Annotated in this window: 13 protein-coding genes; 7 read left to right on the forward strand and 6 right to left on the reverse strand. The window is 40.9% G+C overall.

The window, feature by feature from the left end; all coding sequences use genetic code 11:
• Positions 1–73 precede the first annotated feature (73 nt).
• Positions 74–1,351 carry a replication-associated recombination protein A gene (locus D7Z94_RS15090; RefSeq protein WP_120712430.1) on the reverse strand — a complete coding sequence of 426 codons (1,278 nt, stop codon included), beginning with the start codon at positions 1,349–1,351 and terminating at the stop codon, positions 74–76.
• 91 nt (positions 1,352–1,442) lie between these two features.
• Here D7Z94_RS15090 and D7Z94_RS15095 point away from each other — a divergent pair, with 91 nt between their 5' ends.
• A complete protein-coding gene (locus tag D7Z94_RS15095) occupies positions 1,443–2,186 on the forward strand; it encodes a rhomboid family intramembrane serine protease (RefSeq protein ID WP_120712431.1) in 744 nt (247 codons plus the stop codon).
• Between the two features lie 36 nt (positions 2,187–2,222).
• Here the strand turns inward: D7Z94_RS15095 and rlmB are convergent, their stop codons facing one another.
• Positions 2,223–2,963, reverse strand: coding sequence for a 23S rRNA (guanosine(2251)-2'-O)-methyltransferase RlmB (gene rlmB, locus D7Z94_RS15100; protein WP_120712432.1), 741 nt, complete (start codon positions 2,961–2,963; stop codon positions 2,223–2,225).
• A 362-nt stretch (positions 2,964–3,325) separates the two neighbouring features.
• Between rlmB and D7Z94_RS15105 the strand changes: the two genes are divergently transcribed.
• On the forward strand, positions 3,326–4,927 hold the full coding sequence (locus D7Z94_RS15105) for a vitamin K epoxide reductase family protein (RefSeq protein WP_120712433.1): 1,602 nt from the start codon (positions 3,326–3,328) through the stop codon (positions 4,925–4,927).
• 151 nt (positions 4,928–5,078) lie between these two features.
• Positions 5,079–5,264 (forward strand): hypothetical protein, encoded by a 186-nt coding sequence (locus D7Z94_RS25550; protein ID WP_147415908.1) that lies wholly within the window; start codon positions 5,079–5,081, stop codon positions 5,262–5,264.
• A 124-nt stretch (positions 5,265–5,388) separates the two neighbouring features.
• On the opposite strand, the gene D7Z94_RS15110 is transcribed toward D7Z94_RS25550, so the two are convergent.
• The 4 genes from D7Z94_RS15110 to D7Z94_RS15130 form a co-directional block, all read right to left on the reverse strand.
• Positions 5,389–6,147 carry a hypothetical protein gene (locus D7Z94_RS15110; RefSeq protein ID WP_120712434.1) on the reverse strand — a complete coding sequence of 253 codons (759 nt, stop codon included), beginning with the start codon at positions 6,145–6,147 and terminating at the stop codon, positions 5,389–5,391.
• Positions 6,148–6,452: 305 nt separating this feature from the next.
• On the reverse strand, positions 6,453–7,253 hold the full coding sequence (locus D7Z94_RS15120) for a hypothetical protein (protein WP_147415909.1): 801 nt from the start codon (positions 7,251–7,253) through the stop codon (positions 6,453–6,455).
• 30 nt (positions 7,254–7,283) lie between these two features.
• On the reverse strand, positions 7,284–9,014 hold the full coding sequence (locus D7Z94_RS15125; protein ID WP_245967216.1) for a SusD/RagB family nutrient-binding outer membrane lipoprotein: 1,731 nt from the start codon (positions 9,012–9,014) through the stop codon (positions 7,284–7,286).
• 12 nt (positions 9,015–9,026) lie between these two features.
• Positions 9,027–12,284 carry a SusC/RagA family TonB-linked outer membrane protein gene (locus tag D7Z94_RS15130; RefSeq protein WP_120712437.1) on the reverse strand — a complete coding sequence of 1,086 codons (3,258 nt, stop codon included), beginning with the start codon at positions 12,282–12,284 and terminating at the stop codon, positions 9,027–9,029.
• 865 nt (positions 12,285–13,149) lie between these two features.
• On the opposite strand from D7Z94_RS15130, the gene rpsL reads away from it, so the two are divergent.
• From rpsL to rpsJ, 4 genes are all read left to right on the forward strand, one after another.
• Complete coding sequence (rpsL, locus tag D7Z94_RS15135) at positions 13,150–13,524, forward strand: 30S ribosomal protein S12 (RefSeq protein WP_013305196.1); 375 nt, start codon at positions 13,150–13,152, stop codon at positions 13,522–13,524.
• Between the two features lie 78 nt (positions 13,525–13,602).
• Positions 13,603–14,079 carry a 30S ribosomal protein S7 gene (gene rpsG / locus D7Z94_RS15140; protein ID WP_120712438.1) on the forward strand — a complete coding sequence of 159 codons (477 nt, stop codon included), beginning with the start codon at positions 13,603–13,605 and terminating at the stop codon, positions 14,077–14,079.
• A gap of 6 nt (positions 14,080–14,085) precedes the next feature.
• On the forward strand, positions 14,086–16,215 hold the full coding sequence (gene fusA, locus D7Z94_RS15145; RefSeq protein WP_120712439.1) for an elongation factor G: 2,130 nt from the start codon (positions 14,086–14,088) through the stop codon (positions 16,213–16,215).
• A gap of 10 nt (positions 16,216–16,225) precedes the next feature.
• On the forward strand, positions 16,226–16,531 hold the full coding sequence (rpsJ, locus tag D7Z94_RS15150) for a 30S ribosomal protein S10 (RefSeq protein ID WP_007094989.1): 306 nt from the start codon (positions 16,226–16,228) through the stop codon (positions 16,529–16,531).
• The last annotated feature ends 185 nt before the right edge of the window (positions 16,532–16,716 follow it).

Below are 16,716 nucleotides of genomic sequence, written 5' to 3' on the forward strand. Positions count from 1 at the left end.
GGGTTTAATACATTGATGCCAGATTTCTTTTTTAGCCAACAACCAACAACCAACAACCAACAACTATCAACTATCAACTATCGTATTTATCCTTCCATCGGTTTTTTAAAAATTCCTTAATGCCCCTCTCACGTTGGTTGTTACCCGGCTTATAAAATGTGGTGCCTGAAAGCTGGTCAGGCAAAAATTCCAAGGAAACAAAATTGTTTTCATAGTCGTGAGCATACTTATATTCCTCGCCATAACCCAAATCCTTCATCAATTTGGTAGGAGCGTTGCGTAAGGCCAGCGGTACAGAAAGATCACCTGTCTGCTTTACAGCCTGCTGCGCTTTTCCAACTGCTGCATAGCTCGCATTACTTTTAGGGGATGTTGCTAGGTAAATAGCACATTGACTTAAGATGATTCGCGCTTCAGGATAGCCAATAGTGGTCACGGCCTGAAATGTGGAATTGGCAATGACGAGTGCTGTCGGATTGGCAAGGCCAATATCCTCGGAGGCCGAAATGAGCATACGTCGGGCGATGAATTTTACATCCTCACCACCCTCGATCATTCGAGCTAACCAATAGACCGTCCCGTTAGGGTCACTTCCTCGAATCGATTTAATAAAAGCCGAAATAATGTCATAATGCTGTTCCCCCGTTTTATCATATAAGACCGTGTTTTTTTGAACTTTGCCCATTACAAGGGCATCGGTTATTGTTAAACTATCAGTTTCTTCGGAATGTACTACAAGTTCAAAAATGTTGAGAAGTTTGCGGCCATCTCCACCGGACAGGCGCAAAAGAGCTTCTGTTTCCTCTAATTTTATTTTTTTGCTCCTCAGGAGTTCGTCCTGTTCCATTGCCCTATGTAGAAGTGCTTCCAGATCTTCTTTTCCAAAAGGGTTTAGGACATAAACCTGGCAACGCGACAATAAGGCTGGAATTACCTCAAAACTGGGATTTTCGGTTGTTGCACCTATAAGCGTCACCCAACCTTTCTCTACGGCCGCCAAAAGGGAATCTTGTTGGGATTTGCTAAAACGGTGGATTTCGTCAATGAAGAGAATGGGATTCTTGGAAGTAAAGAGTCCACCGCTTTGTTTGGCCTTATCGATAACTTCCCGTATATCCTTTACACCACTGTTAATGGCACTTAGGGTATAAAACGGCCGTTGACTTTCGTTGGCGATGATGTTTGCCAAGGTCGTTTTGCCAGTCCCTGGAGGCCCCCAAAAAATTAAGGAGGGTATGATTCCTTTTTTTATCTGTAGGGTAAGCGAACCATTTTCACCTACCAAGTGGTTTTGACTTATGTATTCATCCAAACTTTTAGGTCGTACCCGTTCTGCCAATGGTGCGTTCATACCATAAAAATAGAACAAAATTCCAGATGACAATCTTTCAGCTTTTAGGGGTATGGCCGACTTATTGAGTTAAATGAGCTAATTTTATAGTATGTCTGAACAACAGTATTTTAAGTTTTCCAATCAGGTGGTCGTAGTACCCCTTTTGGCTATATTGTCTATTTGGACCATCTTTTTGATGGAATTACGTTTTCATATTAACCTTAACGAATATGGGGTCTATCCAAGAACGTTTTCCGGTTTAAAGGGCATTTTCCTTAGCCCTTTCATTCACGGTTCAGTAGAGCATCTTTACAATAACACAATACCTTTGGCGGTGCTTACGGCATCACTTTTCTTTTTTTATCGTAAGATAGCCTTAAGGGTTTTGTTTTGGGGTATATTTTTATCAGGTTTGTTAACATGGACAATAGGCAGGCCTTCTTTTCATATCGGGGCTAGTGGCGTTATTTATGTCTTGGCTAGTTTTATTTTTTTTAAGGGTATTTTTTCCAAGTACTACCGCTTGGTTGCGCTTTCACTTATTGTGGTATTTATCTATGGCAGTCTGTTATGGTATATTTTTCCGGTAAAGGACGGAATTTCCTGGGAAGGACATTTGGGGGGGTTCATAACCGGACTTTTATTGGCTTTTTTTGTAAAAGCGGAAATACCATTACCCAAAAAATTTGATTGGGAAAAGGAAGATTACAATGAGGAGGAGGATGAGTTTTTGCAACAGTTTGATGAAAATGGAAATTTTGTCGAGAAAAAAGAATCTCGGGATGATCAAAACGAGACTATCCGGATTACTTATCACTTAAAAAAGGAACTCAAGGACAAAGGCAGTGAATAGAATCAGTATAAAAGGTACAAGGCTACTTAACCCTTTTTAGGACAAACTTCTTTGACGTAGAACTTCATATAAAAAAACCCCGCAGGCAACAGAGACATTTAAGGATCCTATTTCTCCCAACATGGGTAATTTAGCCTTTTCATCTACGGACTTAAGTGTTGAAGGGGAAATCCCCATCCCTTCTGATCCCATTACAATAGAGCAGGGCCCTTTGAATGAAACATCATAAATGGAGTTTTCGGTTTTTTCCGTAGCGGCCACAACTTTTACACCCGAAGCCTGTAAATAAAAGATGGCATCCTTAATATGATTTACTTTGGTCATAGGGACTTTAAAGGCTGCTCCGGCCGAGGTTTTAATGGTATCCGAGGTAACCGGGGCGGCTCCTTTCCTTGGAACTATAATGCCGTCTACCCCTGTACATTCCGCAGTTCGTATGATTGCTCCAAAATTTCTGACATCCGAAATTTGGTCCAGTAAAAGAAAGAGAGGCTGCTTTTTGGAATTAAGTGTCCCTTCTATAAGTTCTTCCAATTCGAAAAAAGAAATGGGAGATATATGCGCTATTACGCCCTGGTGGTTTCCTTTTGTAAGTCGGTTTAGTTTTTCTACGGGAACGTAAGCCGTATTTATTCCCTTTTTTCGGATTAGGGTTTCCAATTCCCGATACGAGTCCCCTTTTAATCCTTTTTGCAAAAAGACCTTGTCAATGGTCTCATCTGTATGTATAGCTTCGATAACGGCCCGTATTCCATAAATCTTTTCGGTTTTTTGCATAATTAACCGCTATATGATGTGAATGTAATCTATTTTTCCGGTAATATGCGATTAATAGTTTTCAAATCAAAATCTCTTCTTCTTTTGAATGAGTATTCTTTTTTTCAACATTTTCTTTATATCCAAATTACGCACATAAAAGTTTTCCACCACTTATCTATAATTTGATAAATGAAAAGAATAAGTAAGAAAAAACAGATCTTAAGTTGATTTTAATAGAACTAAATATATAAGAAATATATACAATTATATAATTAAAATTTAACTTATATTTTAATGTAATTTCTTACAAAATTGGTATATTACTTATTATATGTTATTCCAATAGCCGACTACCATTATGTGTTAAAAATTGGCCTGCAATGAAAGATTCCTCCCTTTTTTATATTCTTAAAGCCTTTCTAAAAAAGCAAGGACTAAAAACCGACTTTGACGAATTGGAGTTTCAGTTACTGAGTCACCCATCTTACCCGAGCTTACATTCCGTTACCGGTGTCCTAAATCATTTTGGAATTGAAAACCTTGCTTTGAAAGTTCCGATTAACAGAGACATTTTAGGGCAATTGCCAAAAACCTTCATAACGCTTAATAAGAAGGATCAATTTTTAGTGGCAATAAAAGAAGGGGGGGGTGTTAGCACGATTTCGACCGATAGAGGAAGAAAAAAAATATCCGTCAACAAGTTTCTGGAATCCTGGCGTGGTATAGTAGTAGTGACCGAAAAGGAAGACGAGATCCTCAAAAAAGCTGGTAACAACAAGGTACATGGAATAGTATATCTAATTACCATTTGTATAATTTTAGGGCTCTTTTTTTTTCAAGGCCCTACAGCCTTTCGGGCAGGTCATTTTTTGTTTTCCATCATTGGATTTGCAATTAGTGTTTTAATCGTTAGACACGAACTAGGGCTCAACACTCGAATGCTTCATAAAGTTTGCAGTGCTAATGAAACAACAAGTTGTGACGCAGTTTTAAACTCTAATGGAGCAACAATCCTGAAGTGGTTCAAATTAAGCGATGCAAGCTTTGTTTATTTCTTAGGGCTCGTACTTTCTTGGAATATCCTTCTTATTTTTCGAATCAATGATTTGCCAATTATACTTTTGACCGTATTGGCCTTGCCAATTACCCTGTATTCTATTTTTTATCAGATTTTTGTGGTTAAAAAATGGTGTCCTCTATGCTTAGGGATAGTAGTAGTTTTATGGATGCAGGCTTGTACTCTTATTTTTTTTGAAAGTTCCCTCAGTACTCTAAATGTTGATAGTATTTCCATAGTACTATTTCTACTTGGTTTTTGGCTTGCGTTTTCTTTTTGGCTATTTTCAAAGCCCTTGTTAGTAAAGCAAATAGAGCTGAAAAAACTTTCCATTGCGCACAATAAATTTAAAAGAAACTATGCTCTTTTTGATGCCCTGTTAGCCAAAAGCAATAAGATACAAACGGGAATCCCCGAAATTGAAGGCAGGGAAATAGTATTAGGTAACGCTTATGCACCAATTGAATTGTTGATGGTTACCAACCCACTCTGTATTTATTGTAAGTCGGCACATCATGATTTAAAGGAGTTATTGCGTAAAAATCATGATAGCTTTAGAATCCTGATTAGGTTCAATGTGTCTACAAAGACCGAGGAAAATTTGGACTATAGAGTTACATGCAGATTGTTGGAGTTGTATAGTTTAGAACCTCAAGAAATGGTTTTTGAGGCTTTGCACGAAGTATACTTGGATAATACAGATTTAAATATGTGGTTATCCAAATGGGGCGAAGTGAAGGATATTTCGTTCAAATATCTATTGGAGCGACAGCAACAATGGTGTCATAGCAATGGAATTAATTTTACTCCCGCTGTTTTGATTAATGGAAGGGAATTTCCAAAAGAATACGAAAGAAGTGATATCGCTTATTTCGTTGAAGATTTAATTGAAGGAACTGAAATTAAGGAGGCAAATCCAGTATGATTTAGCCCTGAAAATACAATCCGATGCGTATGCTTTTCCGCTTTTGGCGGAAAAGCTTTTGCAAAGGGAACAATATCTTTTCGCGAAAGATGGACATAAACCTTGAGTGTCCTTAACCGTTCAGGGCCAATATAATTCTAATATTTATATTATGAAAAGTTTATTTGATCTAAGTGGAGTAAAAGTCCTTACTAGTTTTGAACAAAAGACCATTGCTGGGGGTGTTAAATGTCCGGCAAGTTGTGTCGGAAGGCCACAAGGCAGCGCTTGTTATGGTAATGGGCATTGTGGATGTCCGGGAGAGTGTAATGCCTTTGAAACCTGTATACCTTATTAGAAATTAAAAAGCAAAGGGTTTCATGAAACCCTTTGCTTTTTTTGAGGATTTCATGAAATATTGAGGATATCTTCTTTCACAAATTGGCACTCTTAAAACTTATTTGACTTCATTTGAGAGTTACTTATACACCTTTCCCTTCGGTTGTGATGGTTTCGGCGTATAATAAGAGACGTTGTAAATCTTCTTTTTTGCTTAGATCAATTTCATTCTTTTTAATGAAGGTTCTTAAAATGCCGATTTTATCGTTATCAAAGACCATCGAAAGCTTCTTTCTAGAGTCAGGAAAAAATTGAGGTGTTTCCGACTCCATTGCAACGTAGAAGCCTGATCGATCTACAAATTTATCAGGGGTAGGTAAATGTAACGAAGTTTTGGGCTGTTGGCCTTCCTTAAATGCCTTGGATATTTTTTGGTAGAGCTTGTATTTTTGACCAGAAAATTTTTCGACCAAATAGCCATTTTCTAAATCTCCTTTTTTGTTGCGGTATTCGGAATACACGAATAGATTTCCATTTACCTCACAGGAAACCTTGGCATCCTTAAGAAGCGCCTCGGCCTCTTGTTGTCCCGCTCTTTTTATTTCAATCTCATCCGTGTAGGCATTATAGCGCATGGGAACAGTCTTGAAAGTTTTACCGGAATAATAGATTTGTCCAGGGATAAAAGCTTCCACGTAGTACATGGATCCTTCTATATTCGCAAGGTCCAAAGTACGGTCAGCAACTATGGCCTCGGGCTTATTGCTTAAGCTGTTAAAGTAACTTGCCAATCTAAAGTTATTTTCTGTATCTCCGGAAGGGTTGGCTTGTAGCCCGGCTTGCCCGAGTACCGAAAATCCATAAATGCATGCTATGATAGTAAATACTAACTTCTTCTTCATTGTTTTTATTTTTATTGATGGTTGAACTTAATTGAGATTACTCCAAATAAGATTTATGCCTTACTTCTAAAGTTAGTAAATAATCTAATAAGAGTTGTAGGAAATCTATCAAATTGGTTAAAATACTGTAGTATTTTGGTATAGGATAGAAAAACTAGAAGAATTACGTTTATGATAATACTTTCCGAAACTACATGGCTATCTCGATAACCCAAAAAAAGAAAACCATGGTTCCCAAATTTGGGAACCATGGTTTTTCTAGTTTTCTGAATTCTATATTGTTTAAAAAGTCATAATGCCAAATACTAATTCACGCACAACAAAGGATTTGGTCCAAAATCTCCATACGGGCCCTCGGGCGAAGTAAGCGTAAAGGTATGTTCCTCCTCAAAAGCACCAGATGTGTATCTTATAAACAATTCGGCCCCAGCCGGAACATCAATAGTAAAGTTTCCTTCAGATCCTCCTGCAATAGTGAAAACCGTATCCACACCATTGACCGTAAACGTAAGAAAAGCACCATCCCAGCCATCTCCAAAGCTGTCGAAAATATCAATGTTCCAAGTGCCTCCTACGCTAACATCAGAAATTGGGGAACAATCTACAGTAACTATAAAGTTAAAGGCCTGTAATTGCTCCGCTTGGCCTAAGATACTCCCACTAAGATTATCCTGGGTGACTACTCGTCCGTCGGTTCCAGTAGCTGTACCCAAAAAACGGAGTACATTACCACCTACAATTTCAGAAATATCACCTAAGCCCAAGGCAGTGGCAATTTCTGGATAGGTAAAGGAAAAATCGGATGGAAAGCTGGTGACTGTGGTGAGCGCAGCTGGCCCTGCTGCTGCTTCGCCTCCTTGTTCAAGGGTAACCGTTACATCCCAGGAAGCTACATTGTTTTCCAAAGCCTCAACAGTAGCATCAAAACTCGAAGTTGGCAGTTCGCTGGCACCAAGTACCCTGGCATTTGTTTGAATCCTAACATAGGGTGCCTTGTTAGCCTCGTCCAAATGAACTTGCATAGGGTCCTTTTCATCTTCTTCGCAGGAAATTAATCCGACAGAAAGAAGTGAGAACCCGATCATATACATATATATTCTTTTCATTTTTTTCATTTTTATAAAAAGTTATTTTATTTAGTCCACAAATCCTTCTGGATTGGTATCCCAAAATACCGGGGTATCGGGGTTGGCCTTCTGTGTTATATTCGTATTATTATCTGAAGCAGTTTGTGGATACCACATACTTCTTAGGAACGTACCTGGGTCAGCCACTCGGGTAGCAGGAGTAAGATTATCAGGCTGTCCCGTTCTTCTATAGGTATTATAGCCTTCCATACCATTGCACCAAGAAGCAATAAATACCTGTTCGGCGATGATACGTAGTTTATCGGTATCATTGCCGGCATCATAAGCGGCAAGGATATCTGCTATGTGCGCATTGATTGCATCAGGAGTGGCTTCAAAACCAGTACCGTCGGCCAGTACTGCACCAAAGGCAGCTACTTTATTCATCGATTGTCGGACTCCTTCTTCCAAGTATACCCTCGCGTCACCGGAAGTGCCTAAAACCAAAGCTGATTCGGCCAGCATTAAGTGTGTATTAGCGGCTAACAGCATGGGAGAAATACCTGCACCGGCCAATCCAAAAGTTGCCGCTGTTGAGCCGGATACCGCCGTATTAAAACTGTTATCATCAAAAGGTCCCCCGATTGGGTAGACGCCGTGTAGGGTACGGAAGTTATCATCGGGTGGAATACCGTCATCATCCAAGTGGTTCCTACCCCACAATCCATTAAGGCCATTTGTTGCAGGTACCAAGCAATAAACATCAAAAGGAGCCCACCAAGCCGGGATAGCCGGCTCCGTAACGCATTCCTTAGTGATTACATCGGCACCGGAATAATCTTCCTGTTGTCTATAAAAATAATAACGAGTCCTGGGGTCGGCTTCTCCATACTGATTGGCCATCAGGTTCATATAATAATTGCAGGTGTAAAAGTCCGAACTAGGACCTTGACCATCATAGTTGGAATCAAAATAAGGGTGCCGGCTATCTGGAGCGGCTAGATTGGAACCCCATTGAAATTGTAGGTCATCTGCAGCATCGACAATTAATTGACCACCTCCAACTAAACTATTAATAATTGCAGTGGACTCAGCAGGATTGACCAATCTTGATTGGACTGCTAGCCTTAGTCGCATGGTGTTGGCCGCCTTGATCCATTGGGTTTCATCACCCCCGTAATACAAATCGTTAGTAGGTAATACCAGCTCTTGCCTGTTAAGATTAACAATGGCATCCTGTAACAGCTGATCGGCAGCTGCATAAATGGAAGCTCCTGTATCCACAGCCGGGTTAAAGATTCCTTCTCCACCACGCGCTGCTTCCGAATAAGGTACATCTCCGAACATATCCACCATTGTGGTAATCAGATAGGCCTCCAAAATTTGGGCAATGGCGATATGGGTAAACTGACTGGCCTCTTCGGCAAGTGGGGTCATGGTTCGAATGTCGATAAGGGCCTCTGCATAGGTATCATCCCATATTTGGTCAAAATCAGATGGCTCATAGGATTCCCTATAGGTCGGGCCAAAGGAATGTTGCATGCGTACAGCCTCCATACCAAATTGTGCCGTACCGTTTTCGGCAAGACCTTCCGTTCCAGAATGTACTTTGGCAACCAGTTGTTGGATACTATTCAGGAAGAAATCAACGTCCGCTTGGGTCGGATTTAGTTCATTGGGACTTGGAACCACGCCTAGTTCGGTGGTCTCGCATCCATTTGTTAGCAATATTGATACGGCAACTAGGGCCAGACCAATATTTTTAAACCTATTTTTCATAATGCTATGTGTATTTTTCATTTTCTTTTTCGATTAGAAACTAGCTCTTACAGTGAAACCGTATCTCCTTACAGAAGGACCTGTAAAGAAGTCAATGCCCTGACCGTTACCTACACCCGTACTCGATGAGTTGGTGTCGTAGCGAACATTGTCCGGAAAGTTGATGGCCTTAAACCATAAGTTCTGACCGGATAAGGTAAAGGTAAGACTACCAAATGGGGTCTTTTCCAACATTTTGGATGGCAGTGAATAGCCCAAAGAAGCCTCCTGTAGTCTTATTGTGGAACCGTCAAATATACTAAGTGGATTGATATTTCCTCCAAAATAGGTATTGAAACCCAGCTCAGTTGAGCTAATAGCCGTATCGTTAGGTGTGCCATCGGACGCTTTAACGCCGGGAAGAATGTAATTGGCTTCTCTATCAATCGGATTGTCGTCATCAACCACCCCACGACCGATCAATGCCGAGGTGGTAACCGAGTAAACATCCCCGCCATGACGGTACTGCAAGTTCGCGGATAAGGTGAAATTCTTAAAGGTAATGGTAGGAATCAATGCAGTCTGCCAATCTGGGTTCGGATCACCGATTTCCCGGATAGTTGGATCGAACAAATACCTACCTGCATCATTTACTAACCTATTTCCATCATCGTCAAATACGAAGTCACTACCCAGCAGTACCCCAAATGGTCTCCCTTCAACGGCATAGTTAGCGGCTTCCTGGGCAATGGCATCGGTTAACAAAATATTGTTCGTACCATCGGCCAAGTCCGTAACCGTAGTCTCAATGGTGGTCCAGTTCCCGGCAATATTGATGCCGATTCCACTCTCGAACTCCTTCAGGATAGCTAGGTCAAAATCAACCTCAACTCCCTGCGCCTGGATTTCACCAATGTTGACCGTTGTACTTGTAAAGCCTGTGGAGCTGTCCAAAGTACGATCGGTAATCAAGTCGGTGGTGCGCTTGTCAAAGAGGCTAACATTCAAATTCAATCGGTTGAACAGACGAGTATCCAAACCTACTTCAAATTCCTGAATCCGTTCCGGTTTCAGATCGGCGTTCCCCAAAGTATTGTCCACGGAATTGGATGAAATTACATTTCCATTCACATCTACAAGGCTTCGTGCAGTAAGTCCCAATACGCTTCGTGTAGTGAAAGGATCAGGGAAACCTGCTGACGAACCGTATCCCAAACGGAGTTTGGCATAGTTCAAAAAGTTGCCCTGGATACCTTCAAAGGCAGAAGTAGGTACAAAAGAGATACTTGCACCGGGGTAGAAAATCGAATTATTCTCCCGCTCTAAAGTGGAAGACCAGTCATTCCGTCCTACTGCGTTCAAGAATAACCAATCTTTATAACCTAGGGTCAAATCCAAATAAGCTCCGACTAAGTTTTGTTCAAAGTTCTGGTTCAGGTTTGGATTGTTTCCTGATCTTGTTAGAGAATTTTGGGCTGAAGGTGTTGTAAAGTTAAAATGTTCCAGTACACCAAAAACCAGTTGACCTTGGCTCTCGATACCATCTTGCTCATATTCATCCCTTCTGCTATTTAAACCAGCGATGGCCTTTAGGTTAAGATTTTCAGAAAGGTCCTTGTCGGCGGAAAGAATAAGGTCGTGGTTCCAAATCGTATTTCGTACGCTATTGGTTCGCAACAGACCGATTACCGGGCCATCGACTCCTCCTTTGTTCTGACCATAGAAATTGAATTCACTATAGGTATCCAGGCCTAAACGATAGGTAAGGTTCATCCAATCATTGATTTCATAGGTAAGGGAAGTATTACCGATGAAACGATCTGTATCCTGGGATGTCTTCACATTGGCTACGGTCCAATAGGGATTCTGTATATCATTTGTTTCACGATAGTAGACACTTCTGCCGTCCGCAGCCTGGAAAGGTAAATTTGTTAGGTCCACACTACGTGGGGTATAGAGAATGTCCCCGAAAACCGCACCTCCGTTAAAGGCCGCACCACTACCGGTGCTTACCGCATTTGGAGGAGATTTAAATCCGGTACGGATGAAATTGAAAACGCCACTTATCGTTAACTTATTGGACAATCTGGCATTACCCCCTAAATTGAAGTTATTTCTAAGAAGCGTATTTCCCGGGGTAATACCTCTATCCTCGGTGCGCCCATAGTTCAAATTGAAACTGGCCTTTTCACCTCCACCTCGAACATTTACAGAGGTGCTGGTAACAAATCCTGTACGAAAGAATTCCTCTACCCCATTATAAGGTTGGTAGGGATAAGGATCGTCCAAAAGGTCCTCAAAGCCAGCAATTAAGGTCTGGTCTGCGATAAAGTTATGGGGATGTTGCAGGATGGCAACACCGCCTGGACCGTCTCCAACAAATTGACGTGCTTGTGAAATACCGTCATCATCGGTACGGTCAAATCGTGGCCCCCAGTTACTAAAGAAGTAACCAAAACCTTGATGGAACCCTCCACCGTAATTATCCTGATATTTGGGTAATATGGCATCAGCTACGAAAACGGATTGGTTAACGGTCACTTCGGTCTTGGAAGGGGCCTCACCTGTGGCGGCACCTTTCGTGGTAATCAAGATTACCCCGTTTCGTCCACGGTTACCATAAAGTACCGTAGCACTTAGTCCTTTCAATACGCTCACACTAGCAATGGTATTGGGATCAATATCCAAGAATCGGCTGGATTCCGTGTTCCCATCCAAAAAGGAAGTTTGTGTATTGGTCCCGGAATCGATGGGAATACCGTCCACAACAAATAGAGGTTGGTTGGACTGGGTAACGGAACTAAAACCACGAATAATAATATTGGTTCCCGAACCTGAGAGTCCGTTGTTATTGGTGATATTAACACCAGCAACTTTTCCTTGAAGTACCCGTCCTATATCGGCTTCAGGCCTGGAACTTACCTGCTCTTCGTCTACCGTGGTCACGGCGTACCCCAGAGATCGTTCCTCCCTTTGAATACCTTGGGCCGTAACGACAACCTCTTCAAGGGCCTGTGCGTCTTCCACCATTTGTACATCAATGGTGTTTGCACTTCCTACGGTAATTTCTTGGGTTCTTTGCCCAATGTAGGAGAAAACCAAAACAGCGCCTTCTTCCGTGTTAAGGGTATAGTTTCCATCAAAATCAGTCTGAGTACCCGTTGTGGTTCCTTTGACCACTACGGAAGTACCAGGCAGAGGAAGACCGTCTTGGTCCGTCACGGTACCTGAAACCGCTTTTTCCTGTGCAAAAGATAGCTGCACAATTAACGCCAGAAATAGCGTTAAAATTCCATTAAGTTTTGTTCTCATTTTTTAATTATTTGAATTAGCTACCGGCAAAAGTCATAAATTCATGTTAATAATCCAACTTTTTTTATCTTAAAGTTATGCATGCATAACTTTTTCGTTTGTTAAAAAATGGAAAATTGAAAGTAAATTCTAGTAAAATATCACATATGTACGTACCTAGATTATAAATGCAACATTATTAAAAAGTCAATAAAGAGAATACCTACAAAAAAAAGTTAAATTTTTAACAAGTACGCAAAAATCGATTTTGGCCCTCAGAAAAATTCTTAAAATATCATTTTCATAATTTTTTAAATAAAAAAATGCGAAATCAAAAATGATATGTCAAATAGATTTTGGGGATATGACATAATCCGATTGGCAAGCAACATTTTTATCAATAAAAATTGAATCAAAATACTTTACCCTGGAACATTTTTTGTATCATCTGTTCATTATGAATATATCATTTGATTTGGTTCAATTGAGTGAGTTTTGCCGGAAACTGAATAACAAACATCTAGGAGATATTCAGCATGTCCATATCTGCATCCCATAATCTAGTAGAAGAGTTGCTGTAATATGAGTTTGCTTTATTAACAAGCTTCCGTGATATTTTCGACAAGCAAAAGATTTATGGGGGGTGCTCCAATGAATTAGTGAATGTAACAGATTTGCTTAATCAATTTATTTGATCTTTATACAAGGGCCGAGGAGCCATATTTTTTTACAGAATTTCGTTCTTCCGGTGGACAATGTTGAGCAACCTTAGGTACCCTTATATAAATGGATGAAAAATAAATTTTTTACCGTTTGAATTTTTGGAAAATATCACTACATTTGCCAGCCCTTAAACGAGGGTTATATTATATACATATTATAAGTAATGCCAACAATTTCACAATTAGTACGAAAAGGAAGGGCCACAATTACCAAGAAGAGTAAATCGGCTGCTTTGGATTCGTGTCCACAAAGAAGAGGTGTATGTACCCGGGTATATACGACCACTCCTAAGAAACCAAACTCTGCGATGCGAAAGGTTGCCAGGGTAAGGTTGACCAATGGTAAGGAAGTTAACGCTTACATTCCAGGGGAAGGACACAACCTCCAAGAGCACTCGATAGTATTGGTAAGAGGCGGAAGGGTAAAGGATTTGCCGGGAGTTAGGTATCATATCGTGAGGGGAGCCCTGGACACAGCAGGTGTTGCAGGTAGAACCCAACGTAGATCTAAATACGGAGCAAAAAGACCCAAAAAGTAATTTAATGGTTTATTTTCAAGGGGGAGAGCATTGGGAGCTCACCTCAATTTGGAACCTTAAACTTTTAAGAAAGCAGTAATGAGAAAAAAACAGGCAAAAAAAAGACCTCTCTTACCGGATCCCCGGTTTAATGATCAATTGGTTACCCGTTTTGTGAATATGATGATGTGGGATGGAAAAAAGTCCGTTGCCTTCCATGTATTCTATGGTGCCATGGATATCGTTGAGGAAAAGAAAACAGATGAAGAAAAGAGCGCATTGGATCTTTGGAAAGATGCCCTTTCCAATGTAATGCCCCACGTTGAGGTTAGAAGCAGGCGTGTTGGGGGTGCAACTTTTCAAATTCCTATGCAAATCCGTCCGGACAGGAAGATTTCTACTGCCATGAAGTGGTTGATAAGCTATGCAAGAAAGCGAAATGAAAAGGGAATGTCACAAAAACTGGCAGCCGAAATATTGGCAGCTGCAAAGGAAGAGGGGGCTGCGGTAAAGAAACGGGTAGACACCCATAAGATGGCAGAAGCAAACAAAGCATTTTCCCACTTTAGATTTTAATCAAAAATGGCAAGAGATTTAAAATACACAAGGAATATTGGTATCGCGGCTCATATAGATGCCGGAAAAACCACTACTACTGAACGTATCCTATTTTATACAGGAGTAAGTCATAAAATAGGGGAGGTGCATGATGGTGCGGCTACTATGGACTGGATGGAGCAGGAGCAGGAGCGTGGTATTACCATTACATCAGCAGCTACTACATGTACTTGGAATTTCCCAATGAAAAACGGTGAGATTACAGATGTTACAAAACCCTACCATTTTAATATTATAGATACCCCGGGTCACGTAGATTTCACTGTTGAGGTGAATCGGTCCCTACGTGTTCTGGACGGGCTTGTCTTTTTGTTTAGTGCTGTGGACGGAGTTGAGCCACAATCAGAAACTAACTGGAGGCTTGCCGATAATTACAAAGTTCCACGAATGGGCTTTGTAAACAAAATGGATAGACAGGGCTCTAACTTCCTTAATGTGTGTAAGCAGGTTAGGGAAATGTTGAAGTCAAATGCCGTCCCTATTGTACTTCCTATTGGGGATGAAGCTGATTTTAGGGGTATAGTGGATTTGGTAAAGAACCGTGCTATTGTCTGGCATGAACATGATATGGGAGCCACTTTTGATGTGGTAGACATCCCTGCGGAAATGGAAGAAGAAGTCCATGAGCATAGGGCGGCACTGATAGAGGCGGTTGCCGAATATGACGAGAACCTTATGGAAAAATTCTTTGAGGATGAGGATTCCATAACGGAAGAAGAGGTTCACACGGCACTTAGGGCAGCAGTTATGGATATGAGTATAATCCCTATGATATGCGGTTCCTCCTTTAAGAACAAAGGTGTTCAATTCTTACTGGACGCTGTATGTAGATATTTGCCTTCGCCTTTGGATAAGGATGCTATAGTGGGCACTAATCCCGATACAGGAGAAGAAATTGCTAGAAAACCAGATTTAAAGGAGCCTTTTTCGGCTTTGGCATTTAAAATTGCCACAGACCCTTTTGTTGGTCGTTTGGCTTTCTTTAGAGCATATTCCGGGAAATTGGATGCCGGATCTTATGTTTTGAACAATCGTTCTGGAAATAAAGAAAGGATTTCTAGGATATACCAAATGCATTCCAATAAACAGAATGCGGTTGCATCAATAGGTGCTGGCGATATTGGAGCGGCGGTAGGATTTAAGGATATAAAGACTGGAGACACCCTTTCCGATGAAAAACATCCGATTGTTTTGGAAAGTATGAACTTTCCCGATCCGGTAATCGGTATCGCGGTTGAGCCCAAGACAAAAGCAGATGTTGATAAGTTGGGGATGTCATTGGCAAAACTTGCTGAGGAAGATCCAACCTTTCAAGTAAAGACTGATGAAGCTTCTGGACAAACCATAATTTCCGGAATGGGAGAACTTCATTTGGATATTATTGTAGATCGCCTAAGGAGGGAATTCAAGGTTGAAGTAAATCAGGGACAACCCCAGGTAGAATATAAGGAAGCTTTAACTGCCTCCGCTGAGCATCGGGAAGTATACAAGAAGCAAACCGGTGGACGCGGTAAATTTGCAGATATCGTCTTCACTATGGAGCCTGCAAGTGACGAGACCAAAGCGGGATTGGAATTTGTTAACGAAATTAAGGGAGGTAATATTCCCCGTGAGTATATTCCATCCGTAGAAAAAGGATTTAAGGAGGCCATGAAGAATGGGCCTTTGGCCGGTTTTGAGATGGATAGTATGAGGATAGTCCTGAAGGATGGTTCTTTCCACCCTGTGGATTCGGATTCATTATCTTTTGAATTGGCAGCTAAATTAGGTTATAAGGAAGCAGCTAAAAAGGCACGCGCCGTTCTAATGGAGCCTATTATGAAATTGGAGGCGTTGACCCCGGAAGAAAATATGGGTGATATCGTTGGAGACCTTAATAGGAGAAGGGGACAAGTAAACAATATGGATGATAGGGCAGGTTCCAAAGTAATAAAGGCCGAGGTTCCACTTTCTGAAATGTTCGGTTACGTTACTGCTTTGCGTACGTTGTCATCCGGTAGGGCTACTTCCACAATGGAATTTTCGCACTATGCGGAAACGCCATCCAATATAGCTGAAGAAGTAATAAAGGCAGCCAAAGGTGTAACCGCTTAATTCTAGTAAGATGAGTCAAAAAATTAGAATAAAATTAAAATCGTACGATCACAATTTGGTGGATAAGTCCGCTGAAAAAATCGTAAAAACGGTAAAGACTACCGGTGCTGTGGTTACAGGCCCCATTCCTTTGCCAACACATAAAAAAATATTTACAGTGTTACGTTCACCGCACGTAAATAAAAAGTCCCGGGAACAATTTCAATTGAGCTCGTATAAACGACTCCTTGACATTTATAGTTCCTCTTCCAAAACGATTGATGCGTTGATGAAGTTGGAGCTTCCTAGTGGGGTTGAGGTAGAAATTAAGGTTTAGTTTCAATTTTCCGCTAGTGCGGAATGACATGTCCAGAGCCGCGAGCGAAGGAAAAACGGAAAAAAATTAATTCAGGGTTGAATAATTTTTGACCCTATTTTTTTGGAAAGTAAGGAACAGTAATACATAATTTAATAGTAACGGATGATTGATTTTCGGCTTGAAAATCCAAAATCCAAAATCTA

Source organism: Ulvibacterium marinum (assembly GCF_003626755.1).
Taxonomy (GTDB): domain Bacteria; phylum Bacteroidota; class Bacteroidia; order Flavobacteriales; family Flavobacteriaceae; genus Ulvibacterium; species Ulvibacterium marinum.